A 19,583-nucleotide genomic window follows, 5' to 3' on the forward strand; every position below is an offset into this window, starting at 1 on the left:
ACAATATTAGAGCCTCAGTAAATTTAACAACATAAAAAACCCTCAGTCTAAAAACTGAGGGTTTTTACTTACTTTATTATTGCACTGTAACTGACTTAGCAAGGTTACGTGGGTGGTCAACGTCCAATCCACGTAGCTTTGATGTGTAGTAAGCCAACAATTGTGTAGGCACAACTGATACCAATGGTGCTAGCAATGGTTCAACATCTGGCAAGATGTAACCATCTGTATCGTTTGCCAATGACTTAGCAGCGATTACGAATGACTTAGCTCCACGAGCTTCTGTTTCAGCAATGTTTCCACGTACCAATCCAGCAGTCTTAGGTTGTGTCATCAATGTGATAACTGGTGTCCCATCTTCAATCAAGGCCAAAGTTCCGTGCTTCAATTCTCCAGCAGCGAATCCTTCAGTTTGAATGTATGAGATTTCCTTCAACTTCAAAGCAGCTTCCAATGATACAAAGGCATCAACACCACGACCAATGTAGAATCCGTTTGAAGCAGGTACAAGAAGATCTTGTGCAACCTTTTCAAAGACTTCCTTGTCATCAACGATACCTTGAATATCAACAGCAATCTTTGATAGTTCTTGTTCTAGGTTGATGTCCACGTTTTCGGCCATAGCGTGCGCTACAATAGCTTGCAAAACAACTTGTGTAACGTAAGCCTTAGTAGACGCAACCGCGATTTCAGGACCAGCCATCAATGGTAGAGCGTATGTTGCTTCACGCCATAGAGTAGACTTTTCAACGTTTGTCATTGTTAGTGACTTGAATCCGGCTTGGTTCACGTTTTGCAATACTTCACGTGAGTCAGCTGTTTCACCTGATTGTGACAAGAAAATGAAGAATGGCTTTTCTGACAAGATGGGTTGTTCGTAAGCAAATTCTGAAGAAATGTGTACTTCAGTTGGAATACCTGACCAAGCTTCGAACATACGAGCCCCAACAAGTCCAGCGTGGTATGAAGTACCAGCCGCAACAATGTACAAGCGATCTGCTTGCTTCATGTCTGCGATGATTTGTTCATCTAGCAAGATATTTCCTTCTTCGTCAAAGTACTTTTCCAACAAGCGACGGATAGCCACTGGTTGTTCGTCAATTTCCTTCAACATGTAGAATTCGTATGTTCCCTTGTCAGCCGCGGCAGCATCAATGTCCAAGTGGAATGATTCGCGTGTTGTTTCAACACCCTTATCATCAAACAAAGTCACATTTGTTGGTGTAACAATCGCAATTTCGTTATCGTTCAATTCGATGAAGTCATGTGTTTGATCCAACATTGCAATCGCGTCAGATGTTACAACGTTGAAGTCTTCACCTACACCAATCAAAAGTGGTGACTTACGCTTTGCAACGTACATTGTGTCTGGTTCTTGATCATCCATCAACAAGAATCCGTAAGCTGAGTTTTCAGCCAACATGCTTGTCAACTTTTGCAAAGCTTCAAGCGTTGTCATACCATCAGCAACAAACTTAGCAATCAATTGCACAGCAACTTCTGTGTCAGTGTTTGATACGAAAGTTACATCAGATAGGTATTCTTCCTTCAATTCAAGGTAGTTTTCGATAACTCCATTGTGAACTAGGTAGAAGCGTTCATCTGCACTAACGTGTGGGTGAGCATTTGCAACAGAAGGAACACCGTGTGTTGCCCAACGTGTGTGCGCAATCCCAGCCTTACCATCTACATCACTCTTAGCAACCAATGCGGCAAGTTCTGCAACACGTCCTTTTTCCTTAACCAATTGGTCTACACCCTTGTTAGTGTCTGGTACGTAGATTCCCGCTGAATCATATCCACGATATTCAAGGTTTTGTAGTCCTTCCAACAACACTGGTGCTGATTGGTAGTTTAGTCCCGTATATCCCACAATTCCACAATACATATATATTTCCTCCTACATGAGCGTTTATGCTCGTTCTTTTTCTTTTTATCAACTTAAACCATTATGCTTTTTATAAATGGTATAGTCAATAAAAACAAAAGAAAAACCTTATACCATTGGTTTGGATTGGTATACAAAAAACTTACAACACATTGGTATATGTGGTTTCTTTAGACATCAAAATTATAAGGAAATTTCTTTTGGAATGTATAAAAAAAGGCTTAGGAATATATTCCTAAGCCTTTTCTATAGTTTTACATATCACGCAGCTTGTTTCATTACGCAATTTCTTTGTCTGACAATAGCCAGTCGCCATTGCTTTGCTTAATAAACGTCAACACCACCCCAGAATCATCATCTTCGTCGTATTCATCGGTCCATGTTAACACCTTCAGCGTGATGCCCCCAACTTCAACTTCTACAGAAGATGTTGCAACACCGTGTTCTTTTTCAATGTCAGCTGCGTTAGATCCACCGACACCAGTTAATTCAGCACCAACCTTCAACGCATCATACTTTTCTTGATTCCAAGTATTACCATCATTGTCCAAGTTAATGGTTGGTTCACCAACGATTTTCATTTCCATGCCTTCTTCAGCACTCATTTCCGCAAATTCCTTCTTCACATCAGCGATAGCACGCTTCTCTTCACGTTTTTGTTCTTCTTGAATGCTTTTTTCAGCTACCTTATATAATTGTACATAAGACACATGAAATGCCATTGAAATAGCTGCCCCAGCAATCACTAGCCCCAAACTAATGAATGTTAACACCTTCTTACCTTGACGATTCACATAGAACGAAATCCCTGTTAATACCAATCCTACAAGGGCTAAAAAGAACCCAAACAAATTCATAAAAGGAATCCATGACATGATCAATGCCAATGCGCCTAATACAATACCCACAATCGGCAATGCCATCTTTTCTGCTTGCTTTTCACTCATATAACTTACTCCTCTAGCTTTTTACGTGATTCGAATCTTGCACGTGATGGTTTTAACTTATTCCCATAAATATCTTTTTTATTTTAAAACATTTCACATAAATTGTCGATTTAATCAACATACTTTGATATGTCAAAAAAATACAAATACATTATTTATAACGCCTTTCTCAAGACCACCATCTCGGTTAAATCGTTCAAAGAACCTTTTCTAACTATCGCTATATCAGATCATGAAATTCTTTTTATATTTTTTTAGCTGCTCATCTGCTTTCTTGGTGGGCAACTCAACCTTTGACTCTTTTTTAATCACGAGATTTTTCTTCTTCATCCCCACTTCAGCGTGATTAATAACCGCATTAGTGTTCACCAACTTCACCCAAAATGATTTAAGATCCATTTATTTCCCCTTCTTTACGCGTACGTACTTTATTACATTGTACCCTACCTGAGCTTATCCTCAGTATTCAGGCAACAAAAAAAGAGTCAACTCACTTGAGTTAACTCTTTAATTTCATTTATTCAGTTGGTACGCCTTCCGCAATCATTTCATCCATAGAAACGTCATCGGCATATAGATTACCTGTTGTTTCTGGCTTAAGATCCAAACCATCACGTACTAAGTCAGTAATACGTTGTTGTTCGGCACGTGGGACCACTTCTGTACTTCCAGAAGACAACATCATCGTGTCACCTTGTACGTGATCACTCGTCATCTTGTTAAGAGCACCATTATACTTCAATCCCAATGATGTCATATCACTAAATGTTAGATCCGTTTGTGCTGAATCTGACATCGCCGCCAAGAAGTCTGCAGACAATAACAATTGTGGGTTTGAGGCAACCTTATGCATAATTGCTTCAAGAACTAGACGTTGACGCGCTTGACGTCCATAATCACCATCACCGTCCGCATAACGCATACGTGAGAATGCTAGAGCAGCCTTACCATCCATTGAATCGTAATTGTGTGTCACACCATCTTCACCAGTATGGGTAAATGATGTTGATCCTTCAGTAAATGAGTATAAGTTCCCCTCATCAGCGCGAGCTGTGTCTGGGTTAAAGTCGAATGTTAGTGGAGAGGCAACCTTAACTCCACCAATCTTATCAACAACCTTTTCTAGACCACCCATGTTCACAAGAGCATAATAATCAATAGGAACATTCAACCAGTTTTGTACAGTTTCGATAGACGCAGCGGCTGAACCAGTTTCATAAGCAGCGTTAATCTTTTGTGGGAATGCTGGATTTGCTCCCTTGATTGATACCAAGGTATCACGAGGAATAGAAACCATCTTTGTTTCTTTTTCAGTTGGGTTGATTGTCACCAACATGATTGAATCAGTACGTCCCTTATAGTTACGTCCCAATTCTCCAGTGTCTGTTCCTAACAATAGGATTGATACTGGCTTTCCATCTTTCAAAATCTTATCTGAATCACGTGCTTTTTGGATGTCCGCTGATTGATATGTATGATCAACTGCGTTCTTAGCTTGCATGTATGCATATGCACCCAAACCAACACCAACTGTCAAAAGTGACAACAGAATGATAATAACCCACTTCACCCAACGTTTCTTGGGCTTCTTTGGCTTATTATTCTTTTCCGCGTTTCGACTGGCGTCAAGACGGGCCATGCGTGATGATTGTTCATCTGCCATAAAAAATCTCTCCTTGATGGATAATATTTTATCCGCTATATTCTTTTAGAATTTTAGCATATCAACTTAAAATGTACATAAAAAGCCCCCAAACAGGTTTGGAGGCTTTTAACTTACAATTAAATTGTAAGCAATTCTTTTTCTTTTTCAGCTGCGACAGCGTCTAATTGCTTAACCGCTCCGTCTGTAGCCTTTTGCACGTCTTCTTCAAGACCGTGCGCTTCGTCTTCAGACATTTCGCTGGCTTTCAAAGCCTTCTTGATATCATCCATTGCATCACGACGAATGTTACGTACGGCAACCTTAGACTTTTCAGCTTCTGCCTTAACATCCTTGGCCAATTCCTTACGTGTTTCTTCAGTCAATGCTGGAATCACCAAACGAATAACTGTACCATCGTTGGCTGGTGTCAATCCCAAATCAGATGCGAAGATCGCTTGTTCGATGTCCTTCAAAGCAGACTTGTCGAATGGTGCAATCAACAATACACGTGATTCCGGAACTGTCACTGACGCCAATTGGTTCAATGGTGTTGGAGCACCATAGTAGTCAACCGTAACAGGGCGCAAGATTGATGGGTTAGCAACTCCTGCACGAATTTGGCCTAATTCACGTTGCAAGGCATCAGCTGCCTTACCCATACGTTCATTTGCCGCATTTAAGATTTCATGTGCCATTAGTTAGCCTCCACAGTAGTTCCGATATTTTCACCAAGAACAACACGCTTAATGTTTCCTTCAGTGTTCATGTTGAAAATAACCAGGTTAATGTCATTATCTCGTGACAACGTTGAAGCTGTAGAATCCATAACCTTAAGACCCTTTTCGATAATATCTTGGTGTGACAATGCAGTAAACATTGTTGCATCAGGATTCTTACGAGGATCGTCAGAGTAGACACCATCAACACCGTTCTTAGCCATCAAGATAGCTTCAGCGTTGATTTCAGCTGCACGCAGTGCTGATGTTGTATCAGTAGAGAAGTAAGGTGACCCTGTACCTGCTCCAAAAATAACAACACGACCCTTTTCAAGGTGACGCACAGCCTTACGGCGAACATATGGTTCTGCAACTTGACGCATTTCAATCGCTGTTTGCACGCGAGTTGGAACGTCTTGAGATTCAAGGGCATCTTGCAAGGCCAAAGCGTTCATAGTTGTACCAAGCATTCCAACGTAGTCGGCTTGTGCTCGTTCCATTCCCATCTTTGCGCCAGCTTCTCCACGCCAAAGGTTTCCACCACCAACAACAATGGCGATTTCAACTCCTAGCTCGTACACTTCCTTCAGTTCCGCTGCAATAGCATTAACCGTTTCAGGGTCAATTCCAAAACCGCGACCACCGGCAAGTGCTTCTCCTGACAACTTCAAGAGAACACGTTTGTACTTTACGTCTGCCATTTATATCACCCGTTAAGCCTAAGCTTAACCGATTTGCGCAGCAACTTCAGCCGCGAAATCAGTAGTTGCCTTTTCGATTCCTTCACCAACTTCGTAACGTACGAATGATACGACCTTAGCATCGTGTGAAGCAACGAAGTCACCAACAGTTTCCTTGTCAGCAGCCTTAACGAAAGTTTGTTCGTTCAAAGTCTTTTCAGCCAAGAACTTAGCCAAACGTCCTTCAACCATCTTTTCCTTGATGTTTTCTGGCTTACCGGCAAGGTCTTCTGAGTTCATCAAAACTTCCTTTTCGTGTGCCAAAACGTCAGCAGGAACTTCTTCACGGCTTACGTACAATGGGTTGATGGCAGTGATGTGCATAGCAACATCCTTGGCAACTTCCTTGTTTGTTCCGTCAAGCAATAGAAGAGCTGATACACGTCCACCCATGTGTGAGTATGCACCAAATTCTTGTGATCCATCCTTTTCCATAACTTGGAAACGACGCAAAGTGATCTTTTCACCAGTCACTTGTGTAGTGTGGATGATCAATTCGTTCAAAGTTTGACCGTCAACAGTCAATTCCAAAGCAGCGTCAACGTCTGCAGGAGAGTTTTCAACGATAACTTCTGCAACAGTGTGCAACAAGTCGTTAAATTCCTTGTTTCCAGCAACGAAGTCAGTTTGTGAGTTCAATTCAATGATAGCTGCCTTGTTTCCGTCAACAGTAACGTAAGTCATACCTTCAGCAGCAACGGCTCCAGCCTTCTTAGCTGCCTTAGCCATTCCCTTTTCACGCAAAACGTCAATCGCCTTGTCCATGTCACCGTCAGTAGCAACCAACGCCTTCTTGGCGTCCATCATTCCTACTCCAGTCTTATCACGTAGTTCCTTAACTTGTGCTGCACTAATTGCCATATCTATGGTCTCCTTTTTATTTCAAAAATTCATCTTGTTTATTATACACAAAAAACCGCTTGCTTTCCAGCGTGTCACTAAGGATAGTCAAAATATTTTGCCTATTTCCGTAGAACAATTTGTCTATATTTTTATAATATCAATTAATCTCGTATTAGAAAACAAAAAAGATGACTTTCACCATAATCACATTTGTCTTCTAACACACTTTCTTTTGTTCAATTCATCAATCAACATAAATTAACACTTCAGAAATGATATATTCACCGATTCTTTACTTTTTTGTTTCATATCTGAAAGAAAAAACAAATACACCGTTTACATTTCGTAAGCAATATAATAAAATTTAAATTACTGTTTAAACATTTGAAAAAGATAGATAATGACCCTCTCACTCCTGTCACGAAAACATACGTGCAATCCTGAATCACGCTAAAAGCTGGAATAGGAGTTTGACATTATGACTGAAAAACAAGCAGAAAAGCTTGCTCTTCCAATCATCGGGATTGTATTAGGATCATTAGGGTTATTGCTATCTTGGGTACCTATCGTGAATAACTTTGCCTTTTTCTTGGCAGTTATTGCATTAATTTTGACAGGAATTTCTTTCCTTGTTAACCGCGGTGGGAAGAAGACTTTAACATACGTTAGTTTGGGGCTAGCGGTTGCTACAGGAGCCATTGTTATGATGACACAAGCATCATACTCAAAGGCATTAGATTCTGTTACTACAGCAGTTAAGTCTGATTCTAAGTCAGAATCAAAGTCTGCAGACAAGAAGTCAGACGATAAGAAGTCTAACGCTTCATACGAAGACATCTACGAACAATACTCTGCAGAAATCAAAGCTGCGACACCTGGTCTAATTGAAGAATACAACACTGAAGCAGCTTCAAACACTGAAGGTGTCGAAGGTTTGGCTAAGATTTCAACGAAGAAAATCGAAAAGCTAGCAAAGATCAATACTGACGGTATTAGCGAAATGGCTAAGATTATGTACAAGACTGGTTCTGGTAACGGAGACGCCTACAAGGAATATGAAGACTGGGGCGAAAAGTTGACTGACGTGTACATGGCAGAAGGTGAAAAGATCACTGACGCATACATGGCTTCAGCAATGAACTAATTCTTATTTTGATCTGGTAGATTTCTATCATTTCAAATGAGTAGTTACGTCATTTGCATACCTCGCAAATAAAAAGCTGGTAACAGAACCTCCTGTTACCAGCTTTTTTATTTGTCATTTCTATTTTATTCAATGCTAAAAAAAAAGACAGACCTAAGTCTGCCTTCTTTTTAGAAGAGATTAACCTTCAACAATGTTAGTCAATTCTTCGATTGATTCAACAGAAGCTTCTTCAGCAACCATTGCTTCTTCAACGTTAGTTTCACCTTCACGTCCTTCGATAACCGCATCGGCCATCTTAGCAGTGATCAAACGAACGGCACGGATAGCGTCGTCGTTTGATGGGATAACAACATCGATTTGGTCTGGGTCAGCGTTTGTGTCAACCATAGCCACGATAGGCAAGTTCAACTTGCGACCTTCTTCAACAGCCAATTGTTCCTTGTGTGGGTCAACAACGTAAAGTACGTCTGGAACCTTAGGCATATCTGCGATACCACCCAAGAACTTTTCCAACTTTTCGCGTTGCTTGTTCAACAATGAAACTTCCTTCTTTGGCAATACGTCGAAAGTACCATCTTCTGACATAGCACGCAATTCCTTCAAGCGTTCGATACGCTTTTGGATTGTTTGCCAGTTAGTCAATGTTCCACCCAACCAACGGTGGTTGATGAAGTACATTCCTGCACGAGTAGCTTCTTCAGCAATTGCGTCTTGAGCTTGCTTCTTAGTACCAACGAACAATACGATGGCTCCATCAGCAGCGGCGTCACGCATGTAGTTGTACGCTTGGTCAACCAACTTTACCGTCTTTTGCAAGTCGATAATGTAGATTCCGTTACGTTCTGTAAAGATGTATTCTTCCATCTTTGGGTTCCAGCGACGAGTTTGGTGACCGAAGTGAACACCAGCTTCAAGCAATTGCTTCATTGAGATTACTGCCATGAGTATCTTCCTCCAAATGTTTTTCCACCTAAATTCGCATGTAAGTCACCGACTCTTTCGAGCACCCAGTGAGTTATTGAATTCAGTGCGTATTTATGGTCGTTACAATTAACGAACCAACTACAAATTTTACCGTGTCATAGATGGAAAGTCAACTTAATTAAACAGCAAAATCCCCTATGATGACATAGGGGATCCTACCATACAAACGATATTATTTTTCCGGCGTAAAATCAGTGACACCATGCGCCACAAGATACGCCGTTTTCGCTGCACGGGTTAATTTTTTAAACGCCGCTTCTGCTTTCAATGCTTGCGATTTGTCTGGAAAACTTTCCGCATGCAATAATTTCAAAGGTCGACGACTTGGTACACGCGTGTACTTGGCCCCCTTACCTGCTTGATGTGTGGCAAATCGGCGCCCCACATCATCCGTAAAGCCGGCATAGTACGTATTGTCTGCCGTCAATAAGACATACATATAGTACGGCTTATTCATTGTGACTGCGTCCTTCGTAAATATCTAAGATTTCTTGACGGTATGTCCCATCTTCATTATGGGTCACAATCGGCGGCATAATGCGCGCACCAGTTGGATCACCATCTTTAATCGCATCAATCAAAACAATATTCGCTTCTGCCCCTTCAAACGGATACACAAATTGTAGCTTCTTAGGGAACAAATGGGCCGCACGCAAAGCATCCAAAATTTCGAACAGACGGTCTGGACGGTGCACCATAAAGAAATGCGCCTTATTCTTCAATAACTTATTCGCAGTCTTGGTAACCAATGCTAAGTCGGCTTTGATTTCATGACGCGCAATGGCATAATGCTCATCCTTCTTAAAGGCAGTTTGTTCTGAATCAACTGAGAAATATGGCGGATTAGAGACAACCATATCCGCACTTCCTGGACGAATATCATCAAAAATATCACGCATATCTTTGTTCAAAATGGTAATTTGGTCTGACAGATTGTTCATTTCAACCGAACGACGAGCCATATCGGCTAATTCGGGTTGGATTTCAACACCAACGATGTCACCAATCAGTTTGTGGGCCATAAACAATGATACAGCTCCATTACCAGCGCCTAAATCAACATTAAGACCTTTACCACGCTTACGTGGTAAAGCAAAGTTCGCTAACAAAACCGCATCTAATGAAAATGAAAAGACGTCACGACTTTGAATAATGTGAACTTCATCGTTGTAGAGCATATCAATTCGCTCACCAGGTTTTAGTGGAGTTGTCATATCTGTTACCTCAATTTCTCTCTTATCTTTTAATGTACAATAGCGTACACACTCTGTCTCCATGGTATAATAATTTCATTATTCAGGAGGTTATTTATGTTTTATACTGTTGCACGTTATGTCGTGAACGTTGTATTCTGGCTTTTCAATGGCCGCTATACCGTAACCGGCAAAGAAAACTTACCCCAAGAAAGTAATTACATCATGGTCGGGCCGCACCGTGCCCTTTGGGACATGATTTACTTCGCATTAGCTGTTTGGCCAAAGCGCTTTACTTTCATGGCTAAAAAAGAACTCTTTCAAAATCCCATTTTACGCTGGATTTTAACGAACGCCAATGCTTTTTCTGTTGATCGTGAAAATCCTGGCCCATCTGCCATCAAAATCCCCGTTAATTCATTGAAGAAAACGGATATGAGTTTGATTATGTTCCCATCAGGAACACGTCACTCACAGGAAATGAAGGGTGGCGCAATGATGATCGCCAAGATGGCTGGTGTTCCTTTGGTTCCTGTTGTCTACCAAGGTCCCGTTAAGATGAGCGAATTTTTCAATCCATTCAAGCGTGGCCAAGTCAGCGTTGCCATCGGCGCACCTGTTGAAGTTGACCGCAAGATGAAGATGACTGACGAAAACGTTCAAATTATTGACCAAGAATTAACAGCTGCCTTTAATGGACTAGATGCATCAATTGATCCTGATTGGACATATGTTGATCCTAATCCTAAGGACTAGTCATTCAAAACATGAATGAAACAAAAGAAAAACCTTTGAAGAAATGTCTATACACTTCCTCAAAGGTTTTTTATTAGCCTAATAAATCAAGCTAATTACTTCTTGTCCCCTGATTGCGCCTTCATTTGCGCCATCATTTGGTTCAACTTCTTTTGTGAAGGCTTTTGCCCCATTGATGTCATCATTGAGCGCATCATGTCTTCTGAGATAGGTGGGTTGTTCTTCATGTAAGTCGTCATTGAACGACGAGCTCCGAAGAATCCCGCTACGGCTCCCAAAATAGCAGCAAGTACAACAATTGCAATCCAAATTCCTGTGTTCATGTCAAAAACCCCATTATTTATTTAATCTTCACTCAATATTCTACCGAACTATTGGCGTTGTGGCTAGTGCTAGTTATCGCGAATCCCTTTATCACGTTGGATTTCACGAACTTTTTCTGGTGTAACTTCATTACCATCATCGTCAAATACTTGTAGCATTTCAACTTGTGAACGGAATGCCTTACGGAAGTTAGCTAAGAATTCAGCACGTAGTTCGGCACGTTCTGCTTCTTCTTCAGTTGTTAGACCTTCGGCTGTCTTTGCCTTAGCAGCAAGTTCGTTGATACGTTCACGGACCGCAGTCATGTGATCTGTTTCAGCCGCTTGTCCACCTTGTGCTTCTTCTGCTTCATGGTTAATATCTGCTGTGTTTACTGGTTCTACTACCTTGTTTTCATCAGTCATATCTTGTATCCCCTCTCAAATTATCTTACCTTTATTTTACCACGTTTTAGCCGCTATGTTCGTGTAATTACATCGTAGATTGAACTTTGATTACACCCACACTAACCATCTATATATCCCGCTATAAACGGACAAAAAAAGAGCCGATTCATTAAAATCAGCTCTTTTTCGTTAATATTGATTAGTAATCCAACAATGTGAAGATATCGTACCCCTTTAGACGGTCACGACCATTCAAACCAGCCAATTCAATCAAGAAAGCAAGTCCAACGACTTCCCCACCCATTGATTCAACCAACTTAATTGTTGCTTCGATTGTTCCACCAGTTGCCAAAAGGTCATCTGTAATCAAAACACGGTCACCTGGCTTGATGGCATCTACGTGCATTTCCAAGCTAGCAGTTCCGTATTCCAATGCGTATGTTTCAGACTTCACTTCGCGAGGCAACTTCCCTGGCTTACGTGCAGGTACAAGCCCAACTCCTAGTTCAGTAGCCACTGGGCCACCAACCAAGAATCCACGTGACTCAGGTCCAACGATAACGTTGACATCATGTTCACGGGCATATTGCGCAATTTCTGCAGTTGCTTGACGGTAGGCATCCCCATCAGCCAACAATGGTGTAATGTCTCGGAAGACAATCCCTTGTTCTGGGAAATCCGGAATGGAAACAATGTAATCGTGCAAATCTAACATGCTGTTAATTCTCCTGCTGACTCAGTTGCGACAACAACTGATCAAGTTCAGCTGTTGTACTGTATATTAGTTGTTTTTCTAAATCACGCTGTGCCATAAAAGTTTGGTACGCGTTTGTTTCGGTCAAATCAACGTTCGCCGGTTCGGCGATTGGATTTAAGAAACCATTTTCTATTTTAACAAATTCCACTTCTAAAAACACCTTAAATATTAATTTTAACATTTGTGGCTTCATTTTTAGATGATCGGCGACTTGTTGGAATTGTCCACTCAAGTTCACATTTTGATGACCTTGTGTAAAACGATACACTTTTGCAAAGTCACTTTTTTGCGGCACTGTTTGTAAGTACGCTTGATCAAGACTGTAGAAGATAGCCCCGACCTTACGTGCTGGTACAAATTGCAAGACTTCACTTAATTGTTCTAATGACTTTGGCATATCTGCCAAAATCAATGTATCCACCATCGTCTTTGAAAAGACATCATCAAAACTAACGGCCTCAGCCGCGGCGCCTAAGCGTCCTGTCATTTGATTTTGAATGTTTTCGTTAAAGAAAACATATGTTCCCGGATGACTCACTGCTTCTGGCGTCAGCTTAGACGTTCGCCAGTCAAACACAGCCGCACCAGTCGCTTCCATATCCTTCAACATCATTTGGTAGGTCGTGCTACCACGGAAAGTATTTTCAGACATCGTTCCAACAACACGGATTGTGTCGAAACGACCACCTAGTTCAGTCGCTAAATGCCCATAGCCAAATCCAACAACTGGCAAATTACCTAATGGTGTTTGACCATTAAAACGAATATGCTTTCCATCACTCATTGTTTTAGGATTATCAACGCCAGACAAAGTCACTTCAAATTGCGGTTCAGGATTACCTTCTCCAAACGGCGCTAACATTTGCAAGACATCATATGTCTCACGCGTAAAGTCCGCTAAGGTCACTTTTTGCGCAATCATCAACTCAGCTTTTCCAGCTTGGTCTAATGATTGGTCTTGTGCCGCTTGAATCAATGTTTGGCGTAAAGCTGTTAAGTTATCAGTTGATAAAGTCATACCGGCTGCACCAGCATGACCTCCAAAACCAATAAACAAATCGCGATGTGGATCTAATGCTGCGAATAAATCAAATGCTGGCATTGAACGGGCTGACCCCTTCAAACGTCCATCTTCTTCACTTAGAACAATTGTGGGCTTATTGTAACGATCTACTAAGCGACTCGCCACAATTCCTAAGACACCTTCATGCCATCCAGCACCAGTCACAACCAACACAGGGTCTGACATTGTCTCAGCTTGTTCAATCGCTTCATTCGTAATGGATTCAACGAGCGCTTGGCGTTGTTGGTTTAACGCTTCAACCTCTTCAACAATTTCGGCCGCTTCTTGTTCTTCTTCAGTTAGCAACAAACGCACACCCAATGTTGGGTCTGCCAAACGCCCAACAGCATTTAGTCGCGGTCCAATAGTAAATCCAATTGTACCCGCATCAACCTTAGCCAGGTCACTACCGGCTACTCGCAACATTTCATCCAAACCAACACGTGGTTGTTCGCGAAGTTGCGCTAATCCAAGCGCAACTAATGCACGATTTTCATCACGTAATGGCATCACGTCCGCCACGGTTCCCAAGGCAGCCAAATCCAACACATCATCTGCTGGCGCTTCTAACAATGCTGAGGCAACTTTAAACGCTACCCCTGCCCCTGATAGATGCTTGAAAGGATAATCACCCGCTGGATGTTGTGGATGGACAATCGCAACCGCTTCCGGTAATTTCACCGGCAACTCATGATGATCCGTCACAATAACGTCAACACCATGCTCTTGTAGCCAGGCAACTTCACGCGCACCTGAGACACCATTATCAACCGTAACCAGCAATTGCATCCCCGCGGCGGCCAATTCTTGATACTTCGCTAAATTAGGTCCGTATCCTTCTGTGAAACGACTTGGTACAAAATATGAAACATCAGCGCCCATCAATTCTAGCGCCCATGTCATGATGGCGGTACTTGTCATACCATCAACATCATAATCACCGTAAACAACAATCTTTTCTCCAGCATCAATTGCTTGCCAAATACGATCAACCGCAACGTCCATGCCAAACATTTCAGCTGGGTCATGCAATTGTTCTAAAGTGGGTTGTAAAAAGGCCATGACTTCTTCTGGCGTTGTCATACCACGTTGCACTAATTGTTCTGCCAGTAGTTCTGGCATTTCAATCGCATCCATCAACGCTTGTTTGACAGCTATATCACTTTCTCCCGCAATCCATTGATATTGTGCTTCAATCATCTTCGTCTCCCAACTCCGTGTGATCTAATTTAATTGGTTGTGTGTTACTCTGCTCACCTGTTGGAATTTCATAGACATCGAAATCATTAACAACACGTGTATTCTTAAAGACACTACGGGCTTGGTAAGCCAATTCACTGGCTGACTTTCCCGCATAGCGTGCTGAAATGTGCGTCAAAAATAGACGCCCAACTTGCGCAGCATCTGCTACATCCGCGGCTTGCATACTTGTTGCATGGTAGTGATTACGAGCTTGCTTACCTTCACCCTTACCATATGTTGATTCATGAACCAGCACATCGGCGCCTTCAGCTAAGACAGCAGCATTCGGTGTTTTACGTGTATCACCCAAAATCGTCACAACACGTCCCGGCTTATCTGGTCCGATAAAGTCAGCACCATTCACAACCGTGCCATCCTCTAACGTTACTTCTTCACCACGCTTCAAACGACCATAAACCGGTCCTGATGGAATACCCAGTTCACGTAATTTTTCAACTTGTAATTCACCGGCACTATCCGCTTCCACAACACGGTATCCAAATGACAGAATCTTGTGATCTAGCGGCATCGCTGTCACAGTAAATTCAGACTCTTCTAATACAACGCCACCTTCATTTGGAATTTCCACAAAATTCAATGGATACGTTAAATGGGTTTGTGAGACACGTAAACTCGTTTCGATAAATTGACGAATACCGCGTGGTCCATAAATCGTCAATAAGTCTTCACCACCTTGAAATGAGCGTGATGCTAATAATCCCGGTAGCCCAAAAATGTGATCACCGTGTAAATGGGTCACAAAAATCTTATCAACCTTACGCGGACGTATCGTTGAAGAAAGCATTTGAATTTGGGTTCCTTCACCCGCATCAAATAACCACACAGAATTTAATTCATCTAACAAACGCAAAGCAATACTCGTCACATTACGATAACGTGCCGGTACACCAGCTCCAGTTCCTAAAAATTCAATTTGCATCTTCCAACCTCAATACTTCCAACTTGTTTTTTATTTTTTTACTGACATAAAAAAACCGCCTTTAACAGCGGACTTCTTTGTTTATTTTATCATCTTATGTCATAAACTTCAGCTAAAAGCTGATTTTCTGCGCATCAGTTTTTGGTGAAACTAAGTTTCCAGATACATCATAAATACTTGCGAACTCTATGTCCATTGATTGCAGTTGGTCACGTTCACTAGCGGGCACAAGAACAGTCATACCTGTTTCTAATTTAGAATGCGCCGGGATTGCCTGTGTTAAACGCGCATCATTTTCTAAACCACTTAAAGCCGTTACGCCTGCCCCATTCATGTAATTCACACCGACCACTCCAGCCGTATAAATATCAAACGGATACGGATTCTCAATTGTATAGTTCATTTGTACTGTCACAAATTGTTTCCCTAACGCTTGATCATTAAATTGATTACGGGCATGTTGTTGAGCCTCAATTGTTTTACATGCATTAACCAGTAACTTCACGGTTTGAATATCGTACGTTACCCCGTCATTCTTGATTTTCGTCTTACTTGTTAACGTTTGGCGTAATTCAACGCGTTGTCCATATGGCGAGTACGTAAATTGCCCTTGTTTCGTTAACTTACCTTCTGATACAAAATTTTTATCCTTTTGTTCTTCAGCCGGGACAGTATACGAAACTTGACGTGCTGGCGTTCGATCGGTAATTAAATTATTTTCAATATCAAGATTATCAAACCCATCTTCATTCGTTTGGAACGTGTATAAATAAGCTCCACTCAATAACCCCAGTAACAAGACCATTAACCAGGTATAATTTATCCATTTCTTCATTTGTGCCCTCTTAGCCTAATATAATAGCATCCTCATCTACACGATAACCAAAAATCGGGAACACCGTTCCATTTGTTCGACCAACCAATTTCTTTTCTTCAGGTAATTCCCATAGATCACCCAAAGTTAAGCCTGATGCATGTGTATTTGTTGTTAACTCAATAACGGTCTTATCTAAATTGAAAGTCGTCACGATACTAACATCATTCCCATAACGCATCTTAATTGGTCTATCTGCCAACATCCCTGTCGTTGCTTGCTTTAAATTTTGTATATTCATAACAAACCTCTATCTATGACCATATCAATTAAACCTTAAAGCAATAAAAAAACCAATGACAAAAGCCATTGGTTTAATCTGTTTAACTAAATAATCCGCGCTTAGCTTCTCCTGCTTCACCAAATGCTTCTTGGTATGCTTGCAAAGCCTTCTTTTGCGCCTTATTCAACTTCTTTGGTACATCTACGTAAACAGTCACAATGTGATCACCTTGACCACCACGCATGTTAGCGGCACCCTTACCACGTAGACGGAAGTTCGTTTCAGTGTCTGTTCCAGCAGGAATCTTCAATGTCACGTCACCGTGCACTGTCTTAACTGAAATTTCACCACCCAAAACAACTGTTGGGTAATCAACCGCCACACGTGAGTAAATCATGCTACCTTCGCGTGTGAAACCATCTTTAGATCCATCCACATAGAAGACAACGAACAAGTCTCCGTAAGGACCACCGTTACTTCCTGCTTCACCTTGACCAGACAGACGCATTTGTTGTCCATCTTCAACACCGGCTGGTACAGTAACCTTCAATTCCTTCTTCTCTTGTTGACCTAAGTCATTCAAACGAGAGAAAGAAACAGTTGTTTCCTTACCAAACACAGCGTCTTCAAAAGACAGGTTCATACGGTATTGCAGGTCACGACCACGACGTGGACGGTTCGGATCTGAGAAACCACCCCCGAACATTTGTTCGAAGATATCTCCCAAGTCAGAGAAATCGCCACCGAATTGTTGGCCACCAAAGCCACCTTGTCCACCGAAACCACCATTGTTGGCGCCAGCCTTACCATATTGGTTATACATGGCACGCTTTTGTTCATCACCTAGTGTTTCATAAGCTTCTTGAATCTCTTTATACGTGTCTTCCGCACCAGCTTCATGGTTAATGTCGGGGTGATATTGTTTTGACTTCTTACGATATGCTTTTTTGATTTCATCTTGCGATGCATCTTTAGCAACTCCTAAAATGTCATAATATTCGTTATTATTCATCACGATACCTTTCCATTTAACATCTTTCGATATAGCACAAAACGAGGCCGAAACCTCGTTAGTTGTGATTTAAAATCGATTACTTGTTATCTGATACGTCTTCGAAGTCACCATCAACAGTACCGTCGTCGTTAGCTGCGGCACCTTGTGCATCAGCTTCTGGCGCAGCTTGTTGGTATAGCTTCATAGCCATTTCTTGCGCAACCTTTTCCAAAGCTTCCTTCTTGGCCTTCATGTCGTCCAAGTTATCCGCTTCCTTAGCAGCCTTCAAGTCAGCAACTGCATCGGCAACAACCTTCTTTTCGTCTTCGGCAACCTTGTCTCCAACTTCTTCAAGCGTCTTTTCAGTGCTGAAGATCAATTGGTCAACTTCGTTACGCAAGTCAACTTCTTCCTTACGCTTCTTGTCAGCTTCTTCGTTCGCCTTGGCGTCTTCCATCATACGTTCGATTTCATCGTCTGACAATGATCCTGAACTTTGGATAGTAATCTTTTGTTCCTTGTTTGTTCCAAGGTCCTTAGCTGAAACTGACACGATTCCGTTACGGTCGATGTCGAATGTCACTTCAATTTGTGGTACACCACGTGGTGCAGCAGGGATATCAGTCAATTGGAATTGTCCCAAAGTCTTGTTATCAGAAGCCATTGAACGTTCACCTTGTAGCACGTGGATGTCCACAGCTGGTTGGTTGTCAGCGGCTGTTGAGAATGTTTGTGACTTTGATGTTGGGATTGTTGTGTTACGGTCAATCAACTTAGTGAAGACCCCACCCATTGTTTCAATACCAAGTGAAAGTGGTGTAACGTCAAGCAAAACAACGTCCTTAACTTCACCAGTAATCACACCACCTTGAACAGCAGCTCCAAGAGCAACAGCTTCGTCAGGGTTGATTGAGTGATCTGGTTCCTTACCAGTCAACTTCTTAACTGATTCTTGCACGGCTGGGATACGAGTTGATCCACCGTTCAAAATAACACGGTCGATGTCGTTCATTGTCAAACCAGCATCCTTCAACGCGTTCTTAACAGGCGCTTCGGCACGCGCAACCAAGTCAGCAGTCATTTGGTTGAATTGGCTACGTGACAAAGTCAATTGCACGTGCAATGGACCAGCATCAGTTGCTGTAATAAATGGCAAGTCGATTTGTGCTTCGTTTGATGAAGACAAAGTCTTCTTAGCAGTTTCAGCTGCATCCTTCAAACGTTGCAAAGCCAACTTATCATCGCGCAAGTCTACGCCGTTATCCTTCTTGAATTCTTCAGCAATCCAGTCGATAACCTTTTGGTCAAAGTCGTCACCACCAAGGTGTGTGTCACCGTTAGTTGACAATACTTCAAAGACACCGTCTCCCAATTCAAGGATAGAAACGTCAAATGTTCCACCACCCAAGTCGTAGACCAAAATCTTTTCGTCCTTTTCATCATTTTCCATTCCGTAAGCCAAAGCTGCGGCTGTTGGTTCGTTAATGATACGTTCAACTTCAAGACCGGCAATCTTACCAGCATCCTTAGTAGCTTGACGTTGGGCGTCGTTAAAGTAAGCAGGTACTGTAATAACAGCCTTTTCTACTTTTTCACCCAAGTAGTCTTCTGCGTAACCCTTTAGGTATTGCAAAATCAAAGCTGAGATTTCTTGTGGTGAGTAATCCTTACCAGCAGCTGAAACCTTGTAACCAGCTTCTCCCATGTGTGACTTGATTGATGCAATCGTGTCTGGGTTTGTAATCGCTTGACGCTTAGCAGTATCACCTACCAAGATTTCGTCGTTCTTAAATGACACAACAGATGGTGTTGTACGTCCACCGTTAGGGTTAGTAACGATCTTAGCGGCGTCACCTTCCATCACAGCAACAGCTGAATTTGTAGTTCCTAAATCAATTCCAATAATCTTTGACATAATGAT

The 19,583-nt window shown here is 41.9% G+C and carries 21 protein-coding genes; 2 read left to right on the plus strand and 19 right to left on the minus strand.

What is annotated here, in order from left to right; all coding sequences use genetic code 11:
* Nucleotides 1-76: 76 nt before the first annotated feature.
* From glmS to tsf, 7 genes are all read right to left on the minus strand, one after another.
* Nucleotides 77-1,888, minus strand: coding sequence for a glutamine--fructose-6-phosphate transaminase (isomerizing) (gene glmS, locus WS08_RS04030; protein WP_009496433.1), 1,812 nt, complete (start codon nucleotides 1,886-1,888; stop codon nucleotides 77-79).
* A gap of 278 nt (nucleotides 1,889-2,166) precedes the next feature.
* Entirely contained in the window at nucleotides 2,167-2,835 is a 669-nt protein-coding gene (locus tag WS08_RS04035) for a hypothetical protein (protein WP_009496432.1), read from the minus strand.
* Nucleotides 2,836-3,060: 225 nt separating this feature from the next.
* A complete protein-coding gene (locus WS08_RS06930; RefSeq protein WP_157788567.1) occupies nucleotides 3,061-3,234 on the minus strand; it encodes a hypothetical protein in 174 nt (57 codons plus the stop codon).
* Nucleotides 3,235-3,352: 118 nt separating this feature from the next.
* The gene (locus tag WS08_RS04040; RefSeq protein ID WP_009496431.1) at nucleotides 3,353-4,498 is read right to left on the minus strand and encodes an LCP family protein; all 1,146 of its coding nucleotides are present in this window, start codon (nucleotides 4,496-4,498) and stop codon (nucleotides 3,353-3,355) included.
* Nucleotides 4,499-4,617: 119 nt separating this feature from the next.
* Nucleotides 4,618-5,175, minus strand: coding sequence for a ribosome recycling factor (gene frr, locus WS08_RS04045; RefSeq protein WP_009496430.1), 558 nt, complete (start codon nucleotides 5,173-5,175; stop codon nucleotides 4,618-4,620).
* Nucleotides 5,175-5,897 carry a UMP kinase gene (gene pyrH / locus WS08_RS04050; RefSeq protein ID WP_009496429.1) on the minus strand — a complete coding sequence of 241 codons (723 nt, stop codon included), beginning with the start codon at nucleotides 5,895-5,897 and terminating at the stop codon, nucleotides 5,175-5,177. Before pyrH ends, frr begins: the two co-directional genes overlap by 1 nt.
* A 24-nt stretch (nucleotides 5,898-5,921) precedes the next feature.
* Nucleotides 5,922-6,797, minus strand: coding sequence for a translation elongation factor Ts (gene tsf, locus WS08_RS04055; RefSeq protein WP_009496427.1), 876 nt, complete (start codon nucleotides 6,795-6,797; stop codon nucleotides 5,922-5,924).
* Between the two features lie 460 nt (nucleotides 6,798-7,257).
* Between tsf and WS08_RS04060 the strand changes: the two genes are divergently transcribed.
* The gene (locus WS08_RS04060) at nucleotides 7,258-7,923 is read left to right on the plus strand and encodes a TrbC/VirB2 family protein (RefSeq protein ID WP_009496425.1); all 666 of its coding nucleotides are present in this window, start codon (nucleotides 7,258-7,260) and stop codon (nucleotides 7,921-7,923) included.
* A gap of 180 nt (nucleotides 7,924-8,103) precedes the next feature.
* Here WS08_RS04060 and rpsB read toward each other — a convergent pair whose 3' ends face one another.
* From rpsB to WS08_RS04075, 3 genes are all read right to left on the minus strand, one after another.
* Nucleotides 8,104-8,868, minus strand: coding sequence for a 30S ribosomal protein S2 (gene rpsB, locus WS08_RS04065; protein WP_009496423.1), 765 nt, complete (start codon nucleotides 8,866-8,868; stop codon nucleotides 8,104-8,106).
* A gap of 214 nt (nucleotides 8,869-9,082) precedes the next feature.
* Nucleotides 9,083-9,367 carry a GIY-YIG nuclease family protein gene (locus tag WS08_RS04070; protein ID WP_009496421.1) on the minus strand — a complete coding sequence of 95 codons (285 nt, stop codon included), beginning with the start codon at nucleotides 9,365-9,367 and terminating at the stop codon, nucleotides 9,083-9,085.
* Nucleotides 9,360-10,124, minus strand: coding sequence for a tRNA1(Val) (adenine(37)-N6)-methyltransferase (locus WS08_RS04075; protein ID WP_009496419.1), 765 nt, complete (start codon nucleotides 10,122-10,124; stop codon nucleotides 9,360-9,362). The genes WS08_RS04070 and WS08_RS04075 overlap by 8 nt, the downstream gene beginning before the upstream one ends.
* A gap of 96 nt (nucleotides 10,125-10,220) precedes the next feature.
* Between WS08_RS04075 and WS08_RS04080 the strand changes: the two genes are divergently transcribed.
* Nucleotides 10,221-10,859 (plus strand): lysophospholipid acyltransferase family protein, encoded by a 639-nt coding sequence (locus WS08_RS04080; protein WP_009496417.1) that lies wholly within the window; start codon nucleotides 10,221-10,223, stop codon nucleotides 10,857-10,859.
* Between the two features lie 95 nt (nucleotides 10,860-10,954).
* Here WS08_RS04080 and WS08_RS04085 read toward each other — a convergent pair whose 3' ends face one another.
* The 9 genes from WS08_RS04085 to dnaK form a co-directional block, all read right to left on the minus strand.
* Complete coding sequence (locus WS08_RS04085) at nucleotides 10,955-11,182, minus strand: YneF family protein (RefSeq protein WP_009496415.1); 228 nt, start codon at nucleotides 11,180-11,182, stop codon at nucleotides 10,955-10,957.
* Between the two features lie 69 nt (nucleotides 11,183-11,251).
* On the minus strand, nucleotides 11,252-11,488 hold the full coding sequence (locus tag WS08_RS04090; RefSeq protein WP_038528946.1) for a DUF896 domain-containing protein: 237 nt from the start codon (nucleotides 11,486-11,488) through the stop codon (nucleotides 11,252-11,254).
* Nucleotides 11,489-11,768: 280 nt separating this feature from the next.
* Complete coding sequence (locus tag WS08_RS04095) at nucleotides 11,769-12,284, minus strand: adenine phosphoribosyltransferase (RefSeq protein ID WP_009496410.1); 516 nt, start codon at nucleotides 12,282-12,284, stop codon at nucleotides 11,769-11,771.
* Between the two features lie 4 nt (nucleotides 12,285-12,288).
* Nucleotides 12,289-14,589, minus strand: coding sequence for a single-stranded-DNA-specific exonuclease RecJ (recJ, locus tag WS08_RS04100; RefSeq protein WP_009496408.1), 2,301 nt, complete (start codon nucleotides 14,587-14,589; stop codon nucleotides 12,289-12,291).
* Nucleotides 14,582-15,571, minus strand: coding sequence for a ribonuclease Z (rnz, locus tag WS08_RS04105; RefSeq protein ID WP_009496406.1), 990 nt, complete (start codon nucleotides 15,569-15,571; stop codon nucleotides 14,582-14,584). Before rnz ends, recJ begins: the two co-directional genes overlap by 8 nt.
* Nucleotides 15,572-15,683: 112 nt before the next feature.
* Complete coding sequence (locus WS08_RS04110; protein WP_009496404.1) at nucleotides 15,684-16,406, minus strand: hypothetical protein; 723 nt, start codon at nucleotides 16,404-16,406, stop codon at nucleotides 15,684-15,686.
* A 10-nt stretch (nucleotides 16,407-16,416) separates the two neighbouring features.
* Nucleotides 16,417-16,686: a hypothetical protein gene (locus tag WS08_RS04115; protein WP_009496402.1), complete on the minus strand. Its 270-nt coding sequence runs from the start codon at nucleotides 16,684-16,686 to the stop codon at nucleotides 16,417-16,419.
* A gap of 82 nt (nucleotides 16,687-16,768) precedes the next feature.
* Nucleotides 16,769-17,680: a DnaJ C-terminal domain-containing protein gene (locus WS08_RS04120; protein WP_009496400.1), complete on the minus strand. Its 912-nt coding sequence runs from the start codon at nucleotides 17,678-17,680 to the stop codon at nucleotides 16,769-16,771.
* 79 nt (nucleotides 17,681-17,759) lie between these two features.
* Complete coding sequence (dnaK, locus tag WS08_RS04125) at nucleotides 17,760-19,577, minus strand: molecular chaperone DnaK (RefSeq protein WP_009496398.1); 1,818 nt, start codon at nucleotides 19,575-19,577, stop codon at nucleotides 17,760-17,762.
* Nucleotides 19,578-19,583: the final 6 nt, after the last annotated feature.

This window comes from Weissella tructae (assembly GCF_000732905.1).
Classification (GTDB): domain Bacteria; phylum Bacillota; class Bacilli; order Lactobacillales; family Lactobacillaceae; genus Weissella; species Weissella tructae.

What these genes read in the sequence shown, in the direction of transcription:
- WS08_RS04080 (WP_009496417.1), top strand. Translation starts at nt 10,221, where the DNA reads ATGTTTTATACTGTTGCACGTTATGTCGTGAACGTTGTATTCTGGCTT.
- WS08_RS04110 (WP_009496404.1), bottom strand. Translation starts at nt 16,406, where the DNA reads ATGAAGAAATGGATAAATTATACCTGGTTAATGGTCTTGTTACTGGGG.
- WS08_RS04075 (WP_009496419.1), bottom strand. Translation starts at nt 10,124, where the DNA reads ATGACAACTCCACTAAAACCTGGTGAGCGAATTGATATGCTCTACAAC.
- WS08_RS04095 (WP_009496410.1), bottom strand. Translation starts at nt 12,284, where the DNA reads ATGTTAGATTTGCACGATTACATTGTTTCCATTCCGGATTTCCCAGAA.
- WS08_RS04085 (WP_009496415.1), bottom strand. Translation starts at nt 11,182, where the DNA reads ATGAACACAGGAATTTGGATTGCAATTGTTGTACTTGCTGCTATTTTG.
- dnaK (WP_009496398.1), bottom strand. Translation starts at nt 19,577, where the DNA reads ATGTCAAAGATTATTGGAATTGATTTAGGAACTACAAATTCAGCTGTT.
- WS08_RS04115 (WP_009496402.1), bottom strand. Translation starts at nt 16,686, where the DNA reads ATGAATATACAAAATTTAAAGCAAGCAACGACAGGGATGTTGGCAGAT.
- WS08_RS04040 (WP_009496431.1), bottom strand. Translation starts at nt 4,498, where the DNA reads ATGGCAGATGAACAATCATCACGCATGGCCCGTCTTGACGCCAGTCGA.
- WS08_RS04090 (WP_038528946.1), bottom strand. Translation starts at nt 11,488, where the DNA reads ATGACTGCGGTCCGTGAACGTATCAACGAACTTGCTGCTAAGGCAAAG.
- pyrH (WP_009496429.1), bottom strand. Translation starts at nt 5,897, where the DNA reads ATGGCAGACGTAAAGTACAAACGTGTTCTCTTGAAGTTGTCAGGAGAA.
- recJ (WP_009496408.1), bottom strand. Translation starts at nt 14,589, where the DNA reads ATGATTGAAGCACAATATCAATGGATTGCGGGAGAAAGTGATATAGCT.
- rpsB (WP_009496423.1), bottom strand. Translation starts at nt 8,868, where the DNA reads ATGGCAGTAATCTCAATGAAGCAATTGCTTGAAGCTGGTGTTCACTTC.
- WS08_RS04060 (WP_009496425.1), top strand. Translation starts at nt 7,258, where the DNA reads ATGACTGAAAAACAAGCAGAAAAGCTTGCTCTTCCAATCATCGGGATT.
- rnz (WP_009496406.1), bottom strand. Translation starts at nt 15,571, where the DNA reads ATGCAAATTGAATTTTTAGGAACTGGAGCTGGTGTACCGGCACGTTAT.
- WS08_RS04035 (WP_009496432.1), bottom strand. Translation starts at nt 2,835, where the DNA reads ATGAGTGAAAAGCAAGCAGAAAAGATGGCATTGCCGATTGTGGGTATT.
- frr (WP_009496430.1), bottom strand. Translation starts at nt 5,175, where the DNA reads ATGGCACATGAAATCTTAAATGCGGCAAATGAACGTATGGGTAAGGCA.
- WS08_RS04070 (WP_009496421.1), bottom strand. Translation starts at nt 9,367, where the DNA reads ATGAATAAGCCGTACTATATGTATGTCTTATTGACGGCAGACAATACG.
- tsf (WP_009496427.1), bottom strand. Translation starts at nt 6,797, where the DNA reads ATGGCAATTAGTGCAGCACAAGTTAAGGAACTACGTGATAAGACTGGA.
- WS08_RS06930 (WP_157788567.1), bottom strand. Translation starts at nt 3,234, where the DNA reads ATGGATCTTAAATCATTTTGGGTGAAGTTGGTGAACACTAATGCGGTT.
- WS08_RS04120 (WP_009496400.1), bottom strand. Translation starts at nt 17,680, where the DNA reads ATGAATAATAACGAATATTATGACATTTTAGGAGTTGCTAAAGATGCA.
- glmS (WP_009496433.1), bottom strand. Translation starts at nt 1,888, where the DNA reads ATGTATTGTGGAATTGTGGGATATACGGGACTAAACTACCAATCAGCA.